At 67.5% G+C, this 19,121-nt stretch carries 10 protein-coding genes and 1 pseudogene; 9 read left to right on the top strand and 2 right to left on the bottom strand.

The window, feature by feature from the left end; genetic code table 11:
* The first annotated feature begins 9 nt into the window (after nucleotides 1-9).
* The 6 genes and pseudogenes from HT579_21305 (at nucleotide 10) to HT579_21280 (ending at nucleotide 8,120) form a co-directional block, all read left to right on the top strand.
* A pseudogene (locus tag HT579_21305) lies at nucleotides 10-1,131 on the top strand (ISAs1 family transposase).
* A 109-nt stretch (nucleotides 1,132-1,240) separates the two neighbouring features.
* Complete coding sequence (ilvA, locus tag HT579_21300; protein ID QKS31239.1) at nucleotides 1,241-2,752, top strand: threonine ammonia-lyase, biosynthetic; 1,512 nt, start codon at nucleotides 1,241-1,243, stop codon at nucleotides 2,750-2,752.
* A 260-nt stretch (nucleotides 2,753-3,012) separates the two neighbouring features.
* On the top strand, nucleotides 3,013-3,945 hold the full coding sequence (gene cysK, locus HT579_21295; protein ID QKS31751.1) for a cysteine synthase A: 933 nt from the start codon (nucleotides 3,013-3,015) through the stop codon (nucleotides 3,943-3,945).
* A gap of 17 nt (nucleotides 3,946-3,962) precedes the next feature.
* Nucleotides 3,963-5,108 carry a putative C-S lyase gene (locus HT579_21290; GenBank protein QKS31750.1) on the top strand — a complete coding sequence of 382 codons (1,146 nt, stop codon included), beginning with the start codon at nucleotides 3,963-3,965 and terminating at the stop codon, nucleotides 5,106-5,108.
* Complete coding sequence (locus HT579_21285; protein QKS31238.1) at nucleotides 5,105-6,754, top strand: DUF3459 domain-containing protein; 1,650 nt, start codon at nucleotides 5,105-5,107, stop codon at nucleotides 6,752-6,754. The genes HT579_21290 and HT579_21285 overlap by 4 nt, the downstream gene beginning before the upstream one ends.
* A 1-nt stretch (nucleotide 6,755) precedes the next feature.
* Nucleotides 6,756-8,120: an HDOD domain-containing protein gene (locus tag HT579_21280; GenBank protein ID QKS31237.1), complete on the top strand. Its 1,365-nt coding sequence runs from the start codon at nucleotides 6,756-6,758 to the stop codon at nucleotides 8,118-8,120.
* Nucleotides 8,121-8,188: 68 nt separating this feature from the next.
* Here the strand turns inward: HT579_21280 and HT579_21275 are convergent, their stop codons facing one another.
* Both HT579_21275 and glnE read right to left on the bottom strand, forming a co-directional pair.
* Nucleotides 8,189-9,823, bottom strand: coding sequence for a PAS domain S-box protein (locus HT579_21275; GenBank protein QKS31236.1), 1,635 nt, complete (start codon nucleotides 9,821-9,823; stop codon nucleotides 8,189-8,191).
* 46 nt (nucleotides 9,824-9,869) lie between these two features.
* Complete coding sequence (gene glnE, locus HT579_21270; GenBank protein QKS31235.1) at nucleotides 9,870-12,614, bottom strand: bifunctional [glutamate--ammonia ligase]-adenylyl-L-tyrosine phosphorylase/[glutamate--ammonia-ligase] adenylyltransferase; 2,745 nt, start codon at nucleotides 12,612-12,614, stop codon at nucleotides 9,870-9,872.
* Between the two features lie 95 nt (nucleotides 12,615-12,709).
* Here glnE and HT579_21265 point away from each other — a divergent pair, with 95 nt between their 5' ends.
* From HT579_21265 to tldD, 3 genes are read left to right on the top strand one after another with little or no spacing between them, the layout of a single operon-like run.
* Nucleotides 12,710-16,756: a TIGR02099 family protein gene (locus HT579_21265; GenBank protein ID QKS31234.1), complete on the top strand. Its 4,047-nt coding sequence runs from the start codon at nucleotides 12,710-12,712 to the stop codon at nucleotides 16,754-16,756.
* 31 nt (nucleotides 16,757-16,787) lie between these two features.
* Nucleotides 16,788-17,633: a carbon-nitrogen hydrolase family protein gene (locus tag HT579_21260; protein QKS31233.1), complete on the top strand. Its 846-nt coding sequence runs from the start codon at nucleotides 16,788-16,790 to the stop codon at nucleotides 17,631-17,633.
* A gap of 39 nt (nucleotides 17,634-17,672) precedes the next feature.
* On the top strand, nucleotides 17,673-19,121 hold the full coding sequence (gene tldD / locus HT579_21255; protein QKS31232.1) for a metalloprotease TldD: 1,449 nt from the start codon (nucleotides 17,673-17,675) through the stop codon (nucleotides 19,119-19,121).

Below are 19,121 nucleotides of genomic sequence, written 5' to 3'. Positions count from 1 at the left end.
GGAGTTTCCATGGAGACAGGAGGCGGGATTCGGTTGATGGATGTATGGGTGGGTGTGCGGGATCGCCGGCAGGCGAAGAAGGTCGAGCATGACCTCGTGGAGATGCTGGTGGTGGCGGTGTGCGCGGTGCTCTCGGGTGCGGATGGCTTCGTCGAAATCGAGGTCTGGGGGAAGGAGAAGCTCGACTGGCTGCGCCAGTATCTCAAACTGGAGCACGGCATTCCCTGCCATGACACGTTCGGGCGGGTGTTCGCGGCGATCGATCCCGAGGAGTTCGGTGCGGCTTTCCTGCGCTGGGTGGGCCAGGTCGTGCCGACGTTGCGCCGCGAGGAAGTCGTCGCGATCGATGGCAAGACGAGTCGTCGTTCGGGTCAAGCGGGTGCGACGCCGCTGCACTTGGTGAGCGCTGTCGCCGCCGAGGCCGGCGTGGTGCTTGGACAGCGTGCGACGGCTGCGAAGTCGAACGAGAAGACGGCCATTCCGGAACTGCTGACCACCCTGGCACTGGAGGGCTGCATCGTCACGATTGACGCGATGGGTACGCAGCCCAACATCGCGCAGACCATTCGCGATCGCGGAGCCGACTATGTGCTGGCGGTCAAGGACAATCAGCCCACCCTGGCCGAGTCCATCGAAGATTTCGTCAGCGCCTTTGACGCCGCGCCGGAGCGGACCCCGCACCGGTTTCACGAAGTCGTCGAGAAAGACCATGGACGTCTGGAGGTGCGGCGCTGCCACGTCTTCGACCAGCTCGACTGCCTGCATGCGCCGGAACGATGGCCAGACCGGAAGTCCTTCGCGATGATCACCAGCGAGCGGACGATCGCTGGCAAGACCTCCGTCGAACGTCGCTTTTATCTCAGCAGCCTCGCTCCGGACGCCGAACGAATGAACTACGCCGTTCGCCAGCATTGGCGTGTCGAGAACAGTCTGCACTGGTGCATCGATGTCGTCCTCCGAGATGACCAGGCGCGCACGCGTACCGATCATGCTGCCCACAACCTTGCCGTCCTGCGCCAGTTCGTCCTCGACCTCCTACGCACCGCCCCGGTCAAACGCAAGGGCGGCCTCAAGGTGCAGCGCCTCATCGCCGCAACTTCCGACAGCTTCCGGGCTCAACTCCTGGGTCTTGTACAAGATTCATGCGATCGCCCTGGGATGCGGGCCAGGCAGCGCCTGCGCGCTGCCTTCTGCTGCTAGAATCGGAACCTTTGCCGCCGACCCGGCCCTGTCTGCCGCCATGTCTACGGATTACCTCGAGAGAATTCTCAACGCCCGGGTCTATGACGTGGCGATCGAAACCCCGCTGGATGGGGCACCAGGCCTGTCGGCACGCATCGGCAATCGGGTGCTGCTCAAGCGCGAGGACCTGCAGCCCGTCTTCTCCTTCAAGCTGCGCGGCGCGTACAACAAGATCATTCATCTGTCGAAGGAGAAGCTCAAGCGCGGTGTGATCTGCGCTTCAGCGGGCAACCATGCCCAGGGCGTTGCCCTGGCTGCCGCCAAGATTGGCTGCCGGGCCGTGATCGTCATGCCGACGACGACGCCGCAGATCAAGATCCAGGCGGTACGGCAGCGCGGCGGCGAAGTGGTGCTCGCCGGCGAGTCCTACGATGACGCCTATGCGCACGCCCTGGAGATCGAGAAGAGCGAGCGGCTGGGCTTCGTGCATCCATTTGACGATCCGGACGTGATCGCCGGCCAGGGTACCATCGGCATGGAGATCCTGCGCCAGCATGCGCAGCCGATTGACGCCATCTTCTGCTGTGTCGGTGGCGGTGGCCTGATCTCGGGTATTGCCGCCTACGTCAAGCGCCTGCGACCGGCGACCAGGATCGTCGGCGTCGAAGCGGTCGACGCCGACGCGATGGCGCGTTCACTGCGTGCCGGCAAGCGTGTCCGGCTCGAACACGTCGGCCTGTTTGCCGACGGCGCCGCGGTCAAGTACGTCGGCGAGGAGACGTTCCGCCTCTGTCAGGCCTACGTCGACGAAATGGTGCTGGTCGACACCGACGCCATCTGCGCCGCCATCAAGGACGTCTTCGAGGACACGCGCGCCGTGCTCGAACCGGCGGGCGCGCTGGCGATTGCGGGCGTCAAGGAATACGCCGGGCGGCATCGGCTGCAGGGCAAGACGCTGATCGCCACCGCATCGGGCGCCAACATCAACTTCGACCGGCTGCGTTTCGTCGCCGAACGGGCGGAGATCGGCGAGCAGCGCGAGGCGGTCTTTGCCGTGACGCTGCCCGAGCGCCCGGGCGCCTACAAGCAGTTCGTAGCCCTGATCGGTGCTCGCAGCATCACCGAGTTCAACTACCGCTACAACGATCAGCGTGAGGCGCATGTCTTCGTCGGCATCCAGGTTGCTTCGCGTGCCGAGTCGGTACGCCTGTTGCAGCATCTGCGCAAGCACGGCTACCCGACTCTCGACCTGACCGATGACGAAATGGCAAAGGGCCACATCCGCCATCTGGTGGGCGGGCACTCGCCAACGATCAGCAACGAGATCGTTTACCGTTTCGAGTTCCCCGAGCGACCGGGAGCGCTGATGAACTTCCTCAACCGGATGAGTGCCGGCTGGAACATCAGCCTTTTCCACTATCGCAACCACGGTGCGGACTACGGTCGCGTGCTGGTCGGCATGCAGGTGCCGCCCGACGAGATGGGCGACTTCCGGCAATTCCTGCGCACGCTCGGTTACGCGCACTGGGACGAGACCGGCAACCAGGCTTACCGGCTCTTCCTCGCCTAGCTGCGCGCCGGCAGCCGGGACGGCCGCCGTCACCTCGCCGGTCAGGGTCGCCCAGATAGTGGCGGACGGCGCCGGCGCCAACCGTCGGGGCTGTGGCCGCGCTGCGCCGGGTTGCGGCAGGTCCATTCGCTTGCGGTCAACCGGCTTTCCCGCATAGACTGCGGCGAGAGCCTGCGACCGTCGCCGGTCCTGCCGATCCCACCATCGCAGCCCGGGCCGGTCGATCGTCGATCACTTCCGAGGAGCAAGCCAACATGCCCATGAACATCGCCGGAAACGTCACCGAACTGGTCGGCAACACGCCGCTGGTCAGGCTCAACCGCCTGACTGAAGGGATTGACGGCAGCATCTGCGTCAAGCTCGAGTTCTACAATCCCGCTCACAGTGTCAAGGACCGGATCGCGGTCGCCATGATCGACGCGGCGCAGGCGAGCGGTCGCATTGGTCCGGAGACGGTGGTGCTCGAGCCCACTTCCGGCAACACCGGCATCGGACTGGCGATGGTCTGCGCCGCGCGCGGCATCAGGTGCTGCTTCGTGATGCCGGAAACCATGAGCCGCGAACGTCGTCTGCTGCTCCGCGCCTACGGCGCCGAACTCGTGCTGACACCGGGGCCTGACGGCATGGGTGGCGCGATACGTCGCGCCGAGGAAATGGCGGCCAGCGACACGCGCTACTTCATCCCGCAGCAGTTCGAGAATCCGGCCAATCCCGCGATCCATCGTGCGACCACGGCCGAGGAGGTGTGGCGCGACACCGACGGCCAGGTGGACATCTTCGTCGCCGGTGTCGGCACCGGCGGCACCATCACCGGCGTCGGCGAAGTGCTCAAGGCGAGAAAGCCGGGGCTGCAGGTCATCGCCGTCGAGCCGGAAGCATCGCCGGTACTCTCGGGCGGCACCAAGGGTCCGCATCCAATCCAGGGAATCGGCGCCGGTTTCGTCCCCGGCGTGCTCAACACCAGCATCTACGACGAAGTGCAGCGGGTCGGTGCCGACGATGCGTTCGCCATCGCCCGCCGGATGGCAACCGAGGAAGGTCTGCTCGTGGGCATCTCCTCCGGCGCTGCCGTCTGGGCGGCGCTCGCCGTCGCTCGCCGGCCAGAGAACGCCGGCAAGCTGACGGTGGTGATCGTTCCCTCTTTCGGCGAGCGCTACCTGACGACCCAACTCTACGCGCATCTCGAAGTGTGAGCGGCCGCGCTGTCGACGTGCCGGCTCATGCCTTCGAGCGCGTCGTCGACCGCTCGCGTGGCGATTCGCTGAAGTGGAACCGCTACGCCGGGCGCGACGTGCTGCCGCTGTGGGTCGCCGACATGGACTTCGCCGCGCCGCCGGCGATCATCGCCGCGCTGGAGCGACGCGTCGCGCACGGCTGCTTCGGCTATGCGGAGCCGATGCCGGGGCTTTACGAAGCCGTGATCGGCAACCTGCGGCGCGAATACGGCTGGCACGTCGAGGCAGAGTGGCTGCTCTGGCTGCCCGGACTGGTGAGTGGGCTCAACGTCGCCTGCCGCGCCGTCGACGGTGACGTCGTGACGGCGACGCCGGTCTATCCGCCATTTCTCAGCGCTCCGCGCCTCTCAGGCCGGCGGCTGACGACCGCGGCACTGTGCCAGGTTGACGAGCGCTGGGTGTTCGACTTCGCGGCGCTGCAGGACGCGGTGCTGCCGGGTAGCCGGCTGCTGTTGCTCTGCCATCCGCACAACCCGGTCGGCCGCGCGTGGCAGCGGCAGGAACTCGAGCAGATCGCTGCCTTCAGCCTGCGCAACGACCTCATCGTCTGCTCCGACGAGATTCACTGCGGGCTTGTGCTCGACGAGCATCGCCGCCACCTGCCGCTGGCGATGCTCGGCGACGAGGTCGCGCGGCGGACGATCACGCTCATGGCGCCCTCCAAGACCTGGAACATTCCCGGTCTCGGCTGTGCCTTCGCGGTCATCGCCGACCCGGCCTTGCGTCGCCGTTTCAGCGCCGCCATGCGCGGGATCGTGCCGCACGTCAATGTGCTCGGCCTCGCTGCATGCGAAGCCGCCTATCGCGACTGCGACGACTGGCAGCGCGCCCTGCTCGTTGCGCTGCGCCACAACCGCGACGCCGTTGAAGCCGCCGTGCGCTCGATGCCCGGTCTTGCCATGAGCCATGTCGAGGCGACCTACCTGGCGTGGATCGACGCCCGCGGTCTCGCCGTGACCGACCCAGCGGCCTGTTTCGAGGAAGCCGGGGTCGGACTGTCGAGCGGCGCCGAATTTGGCCTGGCGGGCTGGGTCCGACTGAATTTCGGCTGCCCGCGGTCGACGCTCGCCACTGCCCTGGACCGTATGGCTGCTGCCTGCCAGGCCGCCGCTCGGCCATGAGCGCTGCCGCCAGCTGGTGGCAGCGCGGCATCATTTACCAAGTCTACCCGCGCTCGTTCCAGGACAGCAACGGCGATGGCGTGGGCGACCTGGCGGGGATCATCGCCCGCCTGGATTACCTGCACGGTCTCAACGTCGACATCATCTGGCTGTCACCGATCTATCCCTCACCGATGCATGACTTCGGTTACGACGTCGCCGACTACTGTGCCATCGATCCCCTCTTCGGCAGCATGGCCGACTTCGACCGCCTGCTGGCCGAGGTGCACCGGCGTGGCATGCGGCTTGTTCTCGACCTGGTTCCCAATCACAGCTCACATCGGCATCCCTGGTTCATCGCCAGCCGCAGTAGCCGCGACGACCCGCGGCGTGCGTGGTACATCTGGCGCGACCCGGCGCCCGATGGCGGACCGCCGAACAACTGGCTGAGCCACTTCGGCGGCCCGGCCTGGACCTTCGACGAAGGCAGCGGACAGTACTACATGCACCAGTTCCTGCCGCAACAGCCGGAACTGAACCATCGTCACCCCGAAGTCCTGCCGGCGATGCTCGACTGCATGCGTTTCTGGCTCGACAAGGGGGTCGATGGCTTCCGTGTCGACGTCATCGGCATGCTCCTGAAGGACCCGCTGTTCCGTGATGAACCGGCGAACCCAGCCTGGAACGGAATTCGCGAGTACCAGAGCCTGCTGCACGTGCACACGGCCAACCTTCCCGAAGTACATGGCCTGATCCGCCAGATGCGGGCGTTTCTCGACGGCTGGGACGACCGCCTGATGATCGGCGAACTCTACCTGCCGAATGCCGAGTTGGTCCGCTACTACGGCAATGAGGACGGCGCGGAGTGCCACCTGCCATTCAACTTCCAGCTCATCCGCGCCCCCTGGGACGCCGCCGTCATCCGCCGCGTGGTGGACGAGTACGAGGCGCTGCTGCCCGTGCACGCGTGGCCCAATTGGGTGCTCGGCAATCACGACCAGAAGCGGCTGGCGACCCGTGTCGGGTTGTCTCAGGCGCGGGTCGCCAACATGCTGCTGCTGACGCTGCGCGGCACGCCAACCTGCTATTACGGCGACGAGATCGGCATGCTCGACGTGCCGCTGCCACTGACACTGATGCAGGATCCGCCGGCACTCAGGCAGCCCGAAATCGCGCATCTCGTCGGCCGCGACCCGCAGCGCACGCCGATGCAGTGGGATGCCTCGGCGAATGCCGGTTTTGCGGCCGCCGGGGTCCGTTCCTGGCTGCCGCTGGCAGCGGATTGCAGCACGCGCAACGTTGCCAGCCAAGCGGCCGATCCGGCCTCGCCGCTCGGGTTCTTCCGCGCCATGACCGCACTGCGGCGAGCCGAACCGGCGCTCGCCAGCGGTTTCTACCAGTCGCTCGACGCCGACCAGCCGGACGTCTTCGCCTACCTGCGCGGCGATCGGGGCAGCACGTTGCTCGTGCTGCTCAACTTCGGCGCCGAGCGTCGGCGCCCGGCGCTGCCGCTGTCCGACGCTGCGGCCGACCTCCTGCTGTCAACGGCGATGACGGCGCCCAGGAGGCTCAGCCTGGCGCAACTGGTCCTCGAACCAGACGAAGGCATGGTGCTGCGGCTTCCTGCCGGCAGCCGCGTTTCCCGGTCGGTGCTGTCTGGCGGTTGACGTGTTCAAGAGCCTGCTGTCCCTGTTTCGTCCGCGGCCGGTGCAACCGCCCGTTGCTGCACCACCGTCGCCATCGCCCGCCGTCGGCATGGTGCCGGGCAACTACCTGCACCATCGCCCGATCCTCGATCGCGAGCAGCGAGTCGTCGCCCATGAACTGTCCGTAGAGAGGCCGCGGCCGGTGCACGCGACACCGTGGCAGGCACCCGCGCGCCGGCTGTTCGCGGCGGCTCTTCTCTGGCACTTCGTGCAGGCCAGGCTGGAGGCGCTGCTCGCGCAGCGCCTGGTCTTTCTGCCGGTGGACATCAGCGTTCTCGAGCATCCGGCGCTGTCCGCGCTGCCGCGGCGCAACGTTGTTCTCCACATTGCGTGGCATCAGGAGGGGCAGGCAGGCGAGGAGGAGAAGCTCTTTGCGGGTATGTCCCGCCTGCGCGAGATGGGTTTTTCTCTCGGCTGCGCGCAGGAACTGCTCGGCAGCGACGAGCGGCTTGCGGCGCTGGCGGACTACATCGTGGTCGATGCCGGGCGCCTCGCGCCGCCGGATCTCCTGGACGTCCAGCGACGACTGGCAGGCCGGCTCGAGGACAAGCCCCTGGTGGCCATGCACATCCACTTTCTCGAGATGTATGCTGCTTGCCGGCTTCTGCGCTTCACCTACTTTCATGGTGGGTTCGTCGGCTGCGGCGAGCGGACGGAAGGCAATGTCGTCGTACCGCCGTACAGGGTCGCGGCGATGGAACTGCTCAACGCGATAGGGCGACAGGCCAGTCCCGACGAACTGGCAGAAAGGGCCTGGGCAGATCCGACCCTGGTCCTGCGTCTGCTGCGGGTCGTCAATTCACCGGCTTTCCGGCTGCGCAGTCCGATCCGGGATCTGAAGCAGGCGATCGCCTATCTCGGCTACGACGAACTGTACCGCTGGGCGACGCTGCTGCTCTTTTCGAGCCAGCGGCCGGAAGACAGGCACCCGATGGAGCATGCCTGGCGTGAGGCGGCCCTGGTCCGCGGCCGTTTCATGGAGCTTCTCGCCGGCAGCCAGGTGCCGGAAAGCGAACGCCGCGATTTCTTCATCGTCGGCGTCCTGTCGATGATCGACCGAATCTTTGCGATGACCATGCCGCGGGCGCTCGAGAACTTCAGCCTGCCGGCAGAGGTGACGGACGCGCTGTTGCGGCGCAGCGGCAGGCAAGCGCCTTACCTCGAGCTGGCCATCGCCTGCGAAGGCGGTGACCAGGCGTCGATCGAGACGCTGGCCGCAGCTTGCGGCCACGATCTCGCCACGGTCAACCGGTGCCAGATCGAGGCTCTCGAGTGGATTCTCGCCTTTGCTGGACTGGCGGACGAAGTGGGCAACAGAAACGGCTGAGCAGCCGCCGGCCAAGCCGGCCTGGCGGCAGGGGAACCGCAGTGGCCGCAGGGGTGCCGACTGTCCTGCTAGACCGAGAACTGGCCGACCGACTTTTCCATCCGATCGACCATCGCCGTCAGTTCGCGCACCATCGCGTCGGTCTGACAGGCAAGCGAGACGCTGGCGCCGGTCATCGCCGATACCTGCCTGACGTTTTCCGCCAGTTGTGCCATTGCCGCATTCTGGCCGATCGACGCTTGCGAGATCTCCTCGACGCGCCGGATCGTCTCGTCCATCTCGACCTTGATCCGCTGCAGGATTTGCTTCGACGCAGTGACCCGTTGAACCCCCTCGCCGACCTGCGTCGCTCCGGCGCGCATGCCATCGACCGCGGTCGTGGTTTCGGCATGGATGACGCTGACCAGGTCGCTGATCTGTTGCGTTGCCTTGCCGGTCCGTTCGGCCAGTTTGCGCACCTCATCGGCGACCACCGCGAATCCTCGCCCCTGCTCGCCGGCCCGCGCCGCTTCGATGGCGGCGTTCAGCGCCAGCAGGTTGGTCTGATCGGCGATCTCCTTGATCACCGAGGTGATCTGGCTGATCTCGGTCGACCGCTGACCGAGCGTTTCAACCTGTTCGGCCGACAGGCGGACCGTTTCGGCGAGGCAGCTGATGGCGGCGCAGGCTTCCTCGGACTCGCTGGCGCCGGCGCGCGAGACGCCCCCCGTCTGGCTGGCGACGCCGTGCGTTGCGCGCGCATTTTCGGCAACGCGGGCGATCAGTGCGGTCACTTCATCGACGGCGGTGGTTGCCGATGCGGTCGCCATGTTCTGCTTGCTCGCCGCTTCCTGGACCTGCTGCACGCCACGACCGACATCGCGTGTTGCGTCGCCGACCTGCGCCGCAACGTCGGCCATGCCCTGTACCGTCGCCTGCACCGTGGACACGAAGCGGTCCGTCTGGCGGATGACAGTGCCGAGGATGTCGCTGCGCGGCGAATCGATTCGTTGCCGGAGGTTGCCGCTGGTCAGCAGTTGCCCGATCCAGTCGGCGAAGCCACGCAGGTCGCCCTGCAGGCGTGGCACGTAGGCGAAAAGGAAGAACAGGCCATAGAGGACAGAAGCGACTGCCAGCAGGTCGAGCAGGGTGCCGACGGCGCCGCCGGTCAAGCTCGCTCCGGCGAGGCGCATGGCCGCGCCGAGCAGGGCGACGACGCCGACCAGGGTCAACTGCACCGGCAACGAGAGCAGGCGGGCGATCCCGACAGCACGACGATTCACGACGCGCCCCTGCTCGATGGTCAGCCGCTGATCTCCCTGACGGATCCGCTGGTAGGCGGTGGCTGCGGCATCGATCTCGGCGCGCGTCGGCCGGCTGCGGACCGACTGGTAGCCGACGACCTGGCCGCTTTCACGGACCGGTGAGACATTCGCGACCACCCAGTAGAAGCCACCGTCCTTGCGCCGATTCTTGACGATGGCGCGCCACGGGCGGCCGCTCTTCAGCTCCCGCCAGAGGTCGGCGAAAGCCTCGCCGGGCATGTCGGGGTGACGGACGATGTTGTGTGGCTGGCCGATCATTTCCTGGCGCTCGAAGCCGCTGACGCTGGCGAAGGCTTCATTGGCCTCGACGATCACGCCCTTGAGGTCGGTTCGGGAGTAGATGAACGCGTGCTCGGGCAGCATCGTTTCGACATCGGTCACCGGCAGGTTCTGGCGCATGTGCTTCCTTCATCGCTGGCGAGGAGGGAGCGATGATAACCGATGCCTACGGCAATTCGAACACCTGTTGCCAGAGTGCCCGTACCGCCTCGATGCGACGACCGACCGTCGCCCGTTCGACGCGCGCCCGGCGGCCGGCATTCAGCCGCAGGACGTGCTGCATGCGGCGATAGTCGCGGTAGGCGTCGCGCACCGCGGCTGCGGCTGCGGTCGGAATCAGTCCGAGTTCGGCGGCGATGGCGAGCAGCGCGATGTTGCCGAGATTGCCGCAGAGCGGGGCGTGCTGTCGTGCGTGCCCGAGGATCAGGTACTGGACGATGAACTCGACGTCTATCAGGCCGCCACGGTCGTGCTTGATGTCGAAGAACTCGTCGCTGCCCGAGGCGTGCTGCTCGAACATCCGCTGCCGCATGGCCAGTACTTCGCTGCGCAGTCTTGCCGGATCGCGTGCTTGCCGCAGGATTTCGATGCGGATGGCTTCGAACTGCTCGCCGAGAGCCCTGTCGCCGGCGCAGAACCGGGCGCGCGTCAGGGCCTGATGTTCCCACACCCAGGCGTTGTGCAGTTGATAGTCACGAAAGGCGTCGACCGGGCAGACGAGCATTCCCGACTCGCCGTTCGGGCGTAGCCGCAGGTCCACCTCGAAGAGCATGCCGGCAGCGGTCTGGCTCGACATCCAGGTGCTCATGCGCTGGCCGAGGCGGGCATAGAGTTCGCCGGCGTCGCGTTCCGGATCGTTGTGCAGATAGACGAGATCGAGATCGGAAGCGAATCCCAGTTCCTTGCCGCCGAGCTTGCCATAGGCGATGACGGCGAATCGCGGCGGCAGCTCGGGTCGCGGGTGCCGCTGCCTCAGCTTCTGCCAGCAGAGGTCGAGGGTCGTCTGCACCATGATGTCGGCGAGTTCGCTGAGGCGGTCGGCGAGGTGCTCCACCGTGTGCATGCCGGCCAGATCCTGCGCCAGGAAATGGAAGACCTGCGCATGGTGGGTCTCGCGCAGGATGTCCATTTCGCGCTCGGTGTCATCGACGTGCTGCGCCAGGCGCGCCTGCAGGTTGGCGCGAAACTGCTGCCAGTCGGTCGTGACGTCGAAGATGCGCGAGTCGAGCAGTTCGTCGAGCAGGATCGGGTGGCGGGTCAGGTAATCGGCTGCCCAGGACGAGCTGCCAATCAGTTCGGCGAGCTTCTTCAGCGCCTGCGGATACTGCTGCAGGAGTGCGAGATAGGCGCCGCGACGGCTGATCGTGTCGAGAAAGTCGAGGCCGCGCTGCCAGGTCGCGTCGGGTGTCGTCGTCGCCGCGGCGGCATCGAGCAGCCGCGGCCCCAAGGCGTCGAGACGCTCGCGGTTGCTTTCTGGCAGTTGCAGGTAGCGCCCGCTGCGGCGGAAACCCTGCACCCGTTCGAGGAGCGCCTGCGGCTGGCGGAAGCCGAGTGCCGAAAGGCGCTCGAGACTGTCCTCCGCTGCCGTCGCGCCGTCCCAGATTCCGGCCAGCGGGTGCCGCCCTTCCTCGGGTTCGGAGAACACCTGCTCGAAGTGGCGGGCGACGACCGCGCGGTGCGCGTCGAGCAGCGTCAGGAACGAGGTCCAGTCGCTGCAGCCCATCGAGGTCGCGATCGCCTGGCGCTCGTCGTCGCCGGTCGGCAGACGATGTGTCTGCGCGTCGGCGACGTACTGCAGGCGGTGCTCGAGGCGGCGCAGGAACTCGTAGGCCGTCGCCAGCTCGCGTTCACTCTCCGCCGGCAGCAGCCGGCGCTCGGCGAGCAGCGCCAGGACGCGCAGCGTCGGGCGAATCTGCAGGGCCGGGTCGCGACCGCCGCGAATGAGCTGGAAGACCTGGGCGATGAACTCGATCTCGCGGATGCCGCCGGGGCCGAGCTTGATGTGCTCGGCCATGTCGCGGCGCGCCACCTCGCGCCGGATCTGCGCGTGCAGGTCGCGCATCGCATTGATGGCGCCGAAATCGAGGTACTTGCGGAAGACGAACGGGCGGCAGATGCGCTGCAGGGCATCGATCCACTGCGGCTGCAGATTGGCCCCTTCGTTCATCACCCGCGCCTTGATCCAGGCGTAGCGTTCCCACTCCCGGCCCTGCGCGATGAAGTAGTTCTCGAGCGAACCGAGCGAGCCGACCAGCGCCCCGGAATCGCCGTTCGGCCGCAGCCGCATGTCGACCCGGAAGACCTGACCATCCTCGCTGACATCGCCGAGGGCGCCGATCAGCCGCTTGCCGAGGCGCAGGAAGAACTCGTAGTTGTCGAGGCGGCGCCCGCTGCCGCCGGTCTGCCCTTCCTCCGGGTAGACGAAGATGTAATCGACATCCGACGAGACGTTGAGCTCGCGACCGCCGAGCTTGCCCATGCCGATGACCAGCAGTCGCTGCGGTCGGCCGTGCTCGTCGAGCGGCTCGCCGAACTGCCCGGCGAGTTGCCGGTGCAGGAAATCGAGCGCGAAGTTGGTGCAGACGTCGGCGAGTCCGGTCATCGTCTCGACCACCTCGGACAACGGTGCGAGGCCACCGATGTCGCGCACCATCAGGGTGGCCATGACGCGCTGCCGCAACTGCCGCAGACAACGCTTGAGTTCCTCGTCGGACAGCGGCGCGGCGGCGGTCAGGAAGGCGCCCATGCGCGCGGCGGTGAGCGGGCGTTCGGCGTGGTCGTCGAGCCAGACGCCGACTTGCGGGCGAGCGGCCAGCAACTGACGCAGGTAGCGGCTGTGCGCCGTCGCTGCCAGTCGCGCCGCGGCGAGATCGGGCGGCCGTTCGCCGCTGGGGTCGCTGGAGCTGTTCATGGCCTCTTCATCTTGTCTCGAGCCGGAGCGGGTGCCGTGCCAAGGGCGCTGAAGCACGGCGGCAAAGCCGTTACAATTGGCGGATCGCCAATGCGTTGGCGATCCGCCAATTCGACCGGGTACCCCGACATTCTAGTGACGCGCACCGACTGTTGGCAAAAGTCTCTCAGCGCTGGCCCGTTCTGATGCGGCAGGAGGAACTGCGCCCGGCGGTCTACCATCGCCTGCACCGTCTCGTGCCCTTCGTCTCGCACCCGGCGGTGCGCGCTGGCTGGCGCTGGGCCCTGCGGGCCGCCGTCGTGCTCTACTTCGCCTTCGTGCTGCTGGTCCTCGGCCTGCGCTACCTGATCCTGCCGAACATCGAGAACTACCGGCCGGAGATCGAGCGCGCCGCCGGCGAGGCGCTCGGCCTTGCGGTCGCCATCGGCGGCATCGAGGCGAACTGGGCCGGACTCAATCCCGATCTCGTCCTTTCCGACGTGCGCATCGCCGACGCCCAGGGCCAGCCCGCATTGGCCTTCTCGCGCGTCGAGAGTGTCCTGTCGTGGTCCTCGCTGCCGCGAATGCAGTTGCGCCTGCGCCTGCTGCGCATCGATGAACCGACACTGCACCTGCGGCGTGACCGCGATGGTCGCTTCTTCATCGCCGGCATCGCCGTCACCGAGGACGACAGCGATGGCGGTGTTGTCGACTGGGTGCTGGCACAGAAGCAGATTCGCGTCAGTGGCGCAACGGTGCTCTGGGAGGACGCCAGACGCGACGCCCCGCCGCTGATCCTCGAGAACGTCAACCTGGCACTCGACAACGACGGCCGCCAGCACCGCTTCGGACTGACCGCACTGCCGCCGGCCGAGCTGGCGTCGGCGATCGACCTGCGCGGCGACTTCCGCGGCAGGGATCTCGAGAGCGCCGCGAGCTGGAAGGGGCAGGCCTTCGTCCAGGTCGACCATATCGATCTCGCTGCCTGGCGAGCCTGGATCGACTACCCCTTCGCCCTGCCGCATGGTCGCGGTGCCATCCGGGCGTGGGCCGGATTCGGCGCCGGGACGCTGCAGGAACTCACCGCCGACCTGTCGCTCGCCAGCGTCCATCTGCGGCTGGCAAAGAACCTGCCGGAGCTGGCTCTGGACCGGCTCTCCGGTCGCATTGCGGCGCAGTTCCTGCCCGGCGGCGTGCGGCTCGACGGCCGCCGTGTCGAACTCCTCGCGCAGTCGCTGGCGGCCCCGGCGGTTGCCGACAGCGCCGCCGTCGCGGCATCCCGGCAGCCCGCGCAAGGGCCCGAACTGCGCATCGAGCCGACCGATTTCCACCTCGAGTGGCAGCAGGAGAAGCCGCCGGGCGCGTCGCTGCGCGGCAGTGCGACCGCCAGCGTGGTGGACCTCGGTGCCTTCGGCGGACTCGCCGCCTACCTGCCGCTCGACCCGCAATCGCGCCGCCTGCTCGACGACTTTGCGCCGCGCGGCCGCATTGGCGAACTGCGTGCAAGTTGGCGGGGCAGCGCCGAGGAGTTGCAGGCCTACTCGCTGCAGGGCTCGTTCGCGAATCTGGCGTTGCGGCCGGCACACCGGTTCCCCGGCGTCAGCGGCCTTTCCGGTTCGCTTGACGCCAGCGAGAAGGGCGGTGCCGTGCAACTGCGTTCGCAACAGGTGCGTGTCGAGCTGCCGCAGGTCTTTCCCGAGTCGTCGATCGCCCTCGAAACACTGAACGCGCAGGCGAAGTGGAAGATCGCCCAGGGCCAGCTCGAGGCCGAACTGTCGCGCCTCGACTTCGCCGGGGCCGACGCCGCCGGTTCGGCGCAGGGAACCTACCGCAGCAGTCCCGGAGGACCGGGCAGCATCGACCTGACGGCAGCGCTGACGCGGGCTGAAGCGACCGCAGTCTGGCGCTACCTGCCGGCGGTGATCAACGTCGATGCCCGCCACTGGCTGCGCGATGCGCTGAAGGAGGGGAGCGCCAGCGAGGCCAGGCTGATCCTCAAGGGCGACCTGGCGAATTTCCCCTTCCTCGACCGCAGGCAGGGACAGTTCCTGGTCACCGTCAAGGCACAGGATGTCGTCCTCGACTACGGTACCGGCTGGCCGCCGATCAGTGGCATCGATGCCGACCTGCGTTTCGAAGGGAACGGCATGGTGGTACAGGCGCGTCGCGGCTCGATCCTCGGCGCGACGCTGACGCAGACGCGCGCCGAGATCCCGGATTTCGACGCGCCGGTGAGCACGCTCAAGCTCAAGGGACAGGTCGCCGGAGCGACGGCCGAGTTCCTCAAGTACATCGACCAGAGCCCGGTGGCAGCGCAGATCGACCATTTCACCGAGAAGATGAGTGCCCGGGGAACGGGCCGGCTCGAGATCGCGCTGCTCATCCCGCTCGAGGAGGCGCGGCTTGGTGAATCGAAGATCGACGGCACCTACACCTTCAAGGCGAACGAGGTCGTCGTCGATCCCGCACTGCCGCCGCTGCAGCAGGTGACGGGCCAGCTGCAGTTCTCGGAAAAGGAGCTGCGCGTTCCCGAGATCAACGCCAGGCTGTTCGGTGGTCCGCTGCGCATCACGGGTGGCCCGCAGGCCGGCAAGGTGCGGGTGATCGCCAGTGGCTCGCTGGCCGTTGATGAACTGCGACGGCACATCGACTCGCCGCTGCTCACCGGCGTCACTGGTGGCACCAACTACCGCGCCGAGGTCCGGGTGCGCAAGCGCGATGTCGACGTCCTGGTGGACTCCGACCTGGTTGGCGTCACCTCGACCCTGCCGGCGCCGCTTGGCAAGTCTGCCGGCGAAGCGATGCCGCTGCATTTCGAGAACGGGCTGCTGCCAGCGGCGCCGGCGACCGCCGGCGGCCAGGCCATCGTCCGCGAGCAGGTGCGAGCCTCCCTCGGCAACGTGCTCGACCTGCACCTGATTCGCCGCAAGCAGGGGAACGAGGCGCAGGTCGAGCGCGGTATGGTCATGGTCGGCAGGCCGGCCGCTGCGCTGCCCGAGCGCGGGCTCAATCTCGGCATCAGCGCGCGCAGCATCGACCTCGACGACTGGCACAGGCTCATCGGCGGCGGCAGGAAGGGCAGCGAGGCCGGAGCCGCCGGCCTGCCCGTCGCCGTCGATGTCAAGGCTGACGAATTCGTCGTCCTCGGCCAGACCTACACTGGCGTCGGCGTCGGCATCACGGGCATCACCACGCGCTGGCGCGGCAACGTCGAAGCGGACCAGGCAGCGGGTACCTTTCAGTGGGACGGCAGCGGCGCTGGCCGGTTGAAGGCGCACTTCCGCAAGTGGCGCCGCCCGGACAGGGTGCGAGGCGACGTCGCCGCCACAGAGCCACTCAAGGAGCTGCCCGCCCTGGACGTGGTGATCGACGACTTCGTCATTGGACGGAAGCGCTTTGGACGCCTCGAGGTGCAGGCGCACAACGATGGCGGCATCTGGCGCCTGGACAAGATCGACCTGCGCAACCCTCATGGCAGCCTGTCCGGCAGCGGCCAATGGCAGCTCAGTGCGGCCAACCGGACGCAGCTCGACTTCACGCTCGAGAGCAGCGACGTCGGCAGCCTGCTCGACCGCCTCGGCTACGGGGGTACGGTACGTGCCGGCAAGGCCGCCATGAAGGGCCGCATCGGCTGGAACGGCGCCCCGGCAGAGCTGGACTATGCGACGCTCTCCGGCGACATCCAGGTCGAGGCAAGCAAGGGGCAGTTCCTCAAGGTCGATCCCGGTGTCGGCAAGCTGCTCGGGCTGATCAGCCTGCAGGGGCTGCCGCGCCGTTTCACCTTCGACTTCGGCGACATCTTCAGCGAGGGTTTCGCCTTCGACAGCATCAACGGCAGCATCACCGTCAGGAGCGGCGTCATGCATACCGATCGGCTGCAGATCAGCGGTCCTGCGGCACGCGTCGTCATGAGCGGCGAAGCCGACCTGAAGAACGAAACGCAGCGTCTCGAAGTCAGCGTCCAGCCCGACCTCGGCAGCAGTGCGGCGCTCGGTGTGGCGGTGATCAACCCGCTGGCCGGCGTCGCGACGCTGCTCGCCGACAAGATCCTGCAAGGGCCGCTGAGCAAGGCCTTCAGTTTCGACTACCTGGTCACCGGCAAGTGGGATGACCCCAGGGTCGAGCGCCTCTCGCGCCCGCCGGCCGTCGGGACGACGCCATGACCGAAGCCAATGCGGCCGAGTGGAGCCAACGATGAAGCCAAGCCCCGACGAGCGGCAGCCGGCCGCACCAGCCACCAGCGTCCTGCGCGTCGCCGCCCTGCAGATGGTGTCGACGCCACGCGTCGACGAGAACCTGCGCACGGCGGCGGCGCTGATCAGCGAGGCCGTTGCGCAGGGCGCCGAACTGCTGGCGCTGCCCGAGTACTTCGCCATCATGGGAATGACCGACGCCGACAAGGTGCGGCTGCGGGAGGCCGACGGGCATGGCCCGATCCAGGATTTTCTTGCCGCCAGTGCTCGCGAACACACGGTCTGGCTGATCGGCGGCTCGCTGCCGCTGCTCGCCGGCAGTCCGGACAAGGTGCTCAACTCGACGCTGGTCTACGATCCGCAGGGGCGGCGTGCCGCCCGCTACGACAAGATCCACCTCTTCGGCTTCCAGCAGGGCAGCGAGCGTTACGACGAGAGCACGACCATCGAGGCCGGCCGCCGGCCGGCCGCCTTCGTCACGCCCTTCGGCCGCGTCGGTCTGTCGATCTGTTACGACCTGCGCTTTCCGGAGCTTTATCGCGCCCTCGGTGTCACAGACCTGATCGTCGTGCCGGCGGCCTTCACCGAGACGACCGGCCGTGCGCACTGGGAGATTCTGCTGCGCGCGCGGGCGATCGAGAACCAGTGCTACGTGCTGGCGGTCGCCCAGGGCGGCCGGCACGAGAACGGCCGCGAAACACACGGCAACAGCATGCTCGTCGACCCCTGGGGGACGATCCTCGACCGCAAGCAGAAGGGACCCGGCATCGTCATCGGCGACCTCGAGCGGAGCCGACTGGATGAAGTCCGCGCCAGCCTGCCGGCGCTCGCGCATCGTGTCATGTAGGTGTCGGCGGCAGAAGACCGCAACAAACAGGAAAACTCAATGACCACCAAGGCCCAGACCCTCCTCGCGCAGGCACGCAAGACCCTGCTCACTCCCTATGGCCTTGATGTCGCCGATCTGACGCCGGTGTTCGGCAAGATCATGGCGCATCAGGTCGACCATGCCGATCTCTATTTCCAGTACAGCCGCTCCGAAGCCTGGAGTCTCGAAGAGGGAATCGTCAAGAGCGGCAGCTTCAGCATCGACGAAGGCGTCGGCGTGCGGGCGCTGGCCGGTGAGAAGACCGCTTTCGCCTATTCCGACGACATCAGCAGCCAGGCGCTCGGCGATGCCGCCGCCGCCGTGCGGGCGATTGCCGCCGCCGGGCAGGAACGGCGCGTGCCGGCACCGAAGAGGAGCACGGGGCACCGCCTCTACCTGCCGAACGACCCGCTGGCTTCACTCGATGCGGCCAGCAAGGTCAGCCTGCTGGAGCGGCTGGAAGCTCTGGCGCGTGCCGCCGACCGGCGCGTGACGCAGGTCATGGCGCACCTCGCCGGCGAGTACGAGGTAGTGCTGGTCGCCGGCAGCGACGGTCGCCTGGCGGCCGACGTGCGGCCGCTGGTGCGGGTCTCCCTGACGGTCATCGTCGAGCAGGGCGGGCAGCGCGAACAGGGGTCGGCGGGTGGCGGCGGCCGCAGCGACTACGGATTCTTCACCGATGCCTTGCTGCAGGACTACGCGCGCGAAGCCGTGCATCAGGCGGTGACCAACCTGGCGGCACGACCGGCGCCGGCCGGGACGATGACCGTCGTCCTCGGTGCCGGCTGGCCCGGCATCCTGCTGCACGAAGCGGTCGGCCACGGGCTCGAGGGCGACTTCAACCGCAAGGGCAGTTCGACCTTCGCCGGCCGCATCGGCAGCCGCGTTGCCGCCCGGGGAGTGACGGTGATCGACGACGGCACGATTGCCGGACGGCGCGGTTCGCTGAACATCGACGACGAAGGCAATCCGACGCAGCGGACGGTGCTGATCGAGGACGGCATCCTGCAGGGCTACATGCAGGACAGCCTCAACGCGCGCCTGATGGGCGTCGCGCCGACCGGCAACGGGCGTCGCGAGTCCTTTGCCCACCTGCCGCTGCCGCGCATGACCAACACCACGATGCTCAATGGCGAGTGCAGTGCGGAAGAGATCATCCGCTCGGTGAAGAAGGGCATCTACGCGGTCAATTTCGGCGGCGGGCAGGTCGACATCACCAATGGCAAGTTCGTCTTCTCGATGTCCGAGGCCTACCTGATCGAAAACGGTCGCGTGACCACCCCGGTCAAGGGCGCGACCCTGATCGGCAGCGGCCCGCAGGCGATGACGCAGGTGTCGATGATCGGCAACGACATGCGCCTCGACCCGGGCGTCGGCACCTGCGGCAAGGAGGGGCAGAGCGTGCCGGTCGGTGTCGGCCAGCCGACCTTGCGCATCGACGGCCTGACGGTCGGCGGCACGGCCTGA

The sequence above is a fragment of the Candidatus Accumulibacter similis genome (genome assembly GCA_013347225.1).
GTDB lineage: Bacteria > Pseudomonadota > Gammaproteobacteria > Burkholderiales > Rhodocyclaceae > Accumulibacter > Accumulibacter similis.
Note: the sequence above shows the minus strand (reverse complement) of the source record. Positions and strands in the feature narration are given on the sequence as shown.

Excerpts from the sequence above, each read along its gene's own strand:
- ilvA (QKS31239.1), top strand. The coding sequence starts at position 1,241 with ATGTCTACGGATTACCTCGAGAGAATTCTCAACGCCCGGGTCTATGAC.
- cysK (QKS31751.1), top strand. The coding sequence starts at position 3,013 with ATGAACATCGCCGGAAACGTCACCGAACTGGTCGGCAACACGCCGCTG.
- HT579_21285 (QKS31238.1), top strand. The coding sequence starts at position 5,105 with ATGAGCGCTGCCGCCAGCTGGTGGCAGCGCGGCATCATTTACCAAGTC.
- HT579_21275 (QKS31236.1), bottom strand. The coding sequence starts at position 9,823 with ATGCGCCAGAACCTGCCGGTGACCGATGTCGAAACGATGCTGCCCGAG.
- glnE (QKS31235.1), bottom strand. The coding sequence starts at position 12,614 with ATGAACAGCTCCAGCGACCCCAGCGGCGAACGGCCGCCCGATCTCGCC.
- HT579_21260 (QKS31233.1), top strand. The coding sequence starts at position 16,788 with ATGAAGCCAAGCCCCGACGAGCGGCAGCCGGCCGCACCAGCCACCAGC.
- tldD (QKS31232.1), top strand. The coding sequence starts at position 17,673 with ATGACCACCAAGGCCCAGACCCTCCTCGCGCAGGCACGCAAGACCCTG.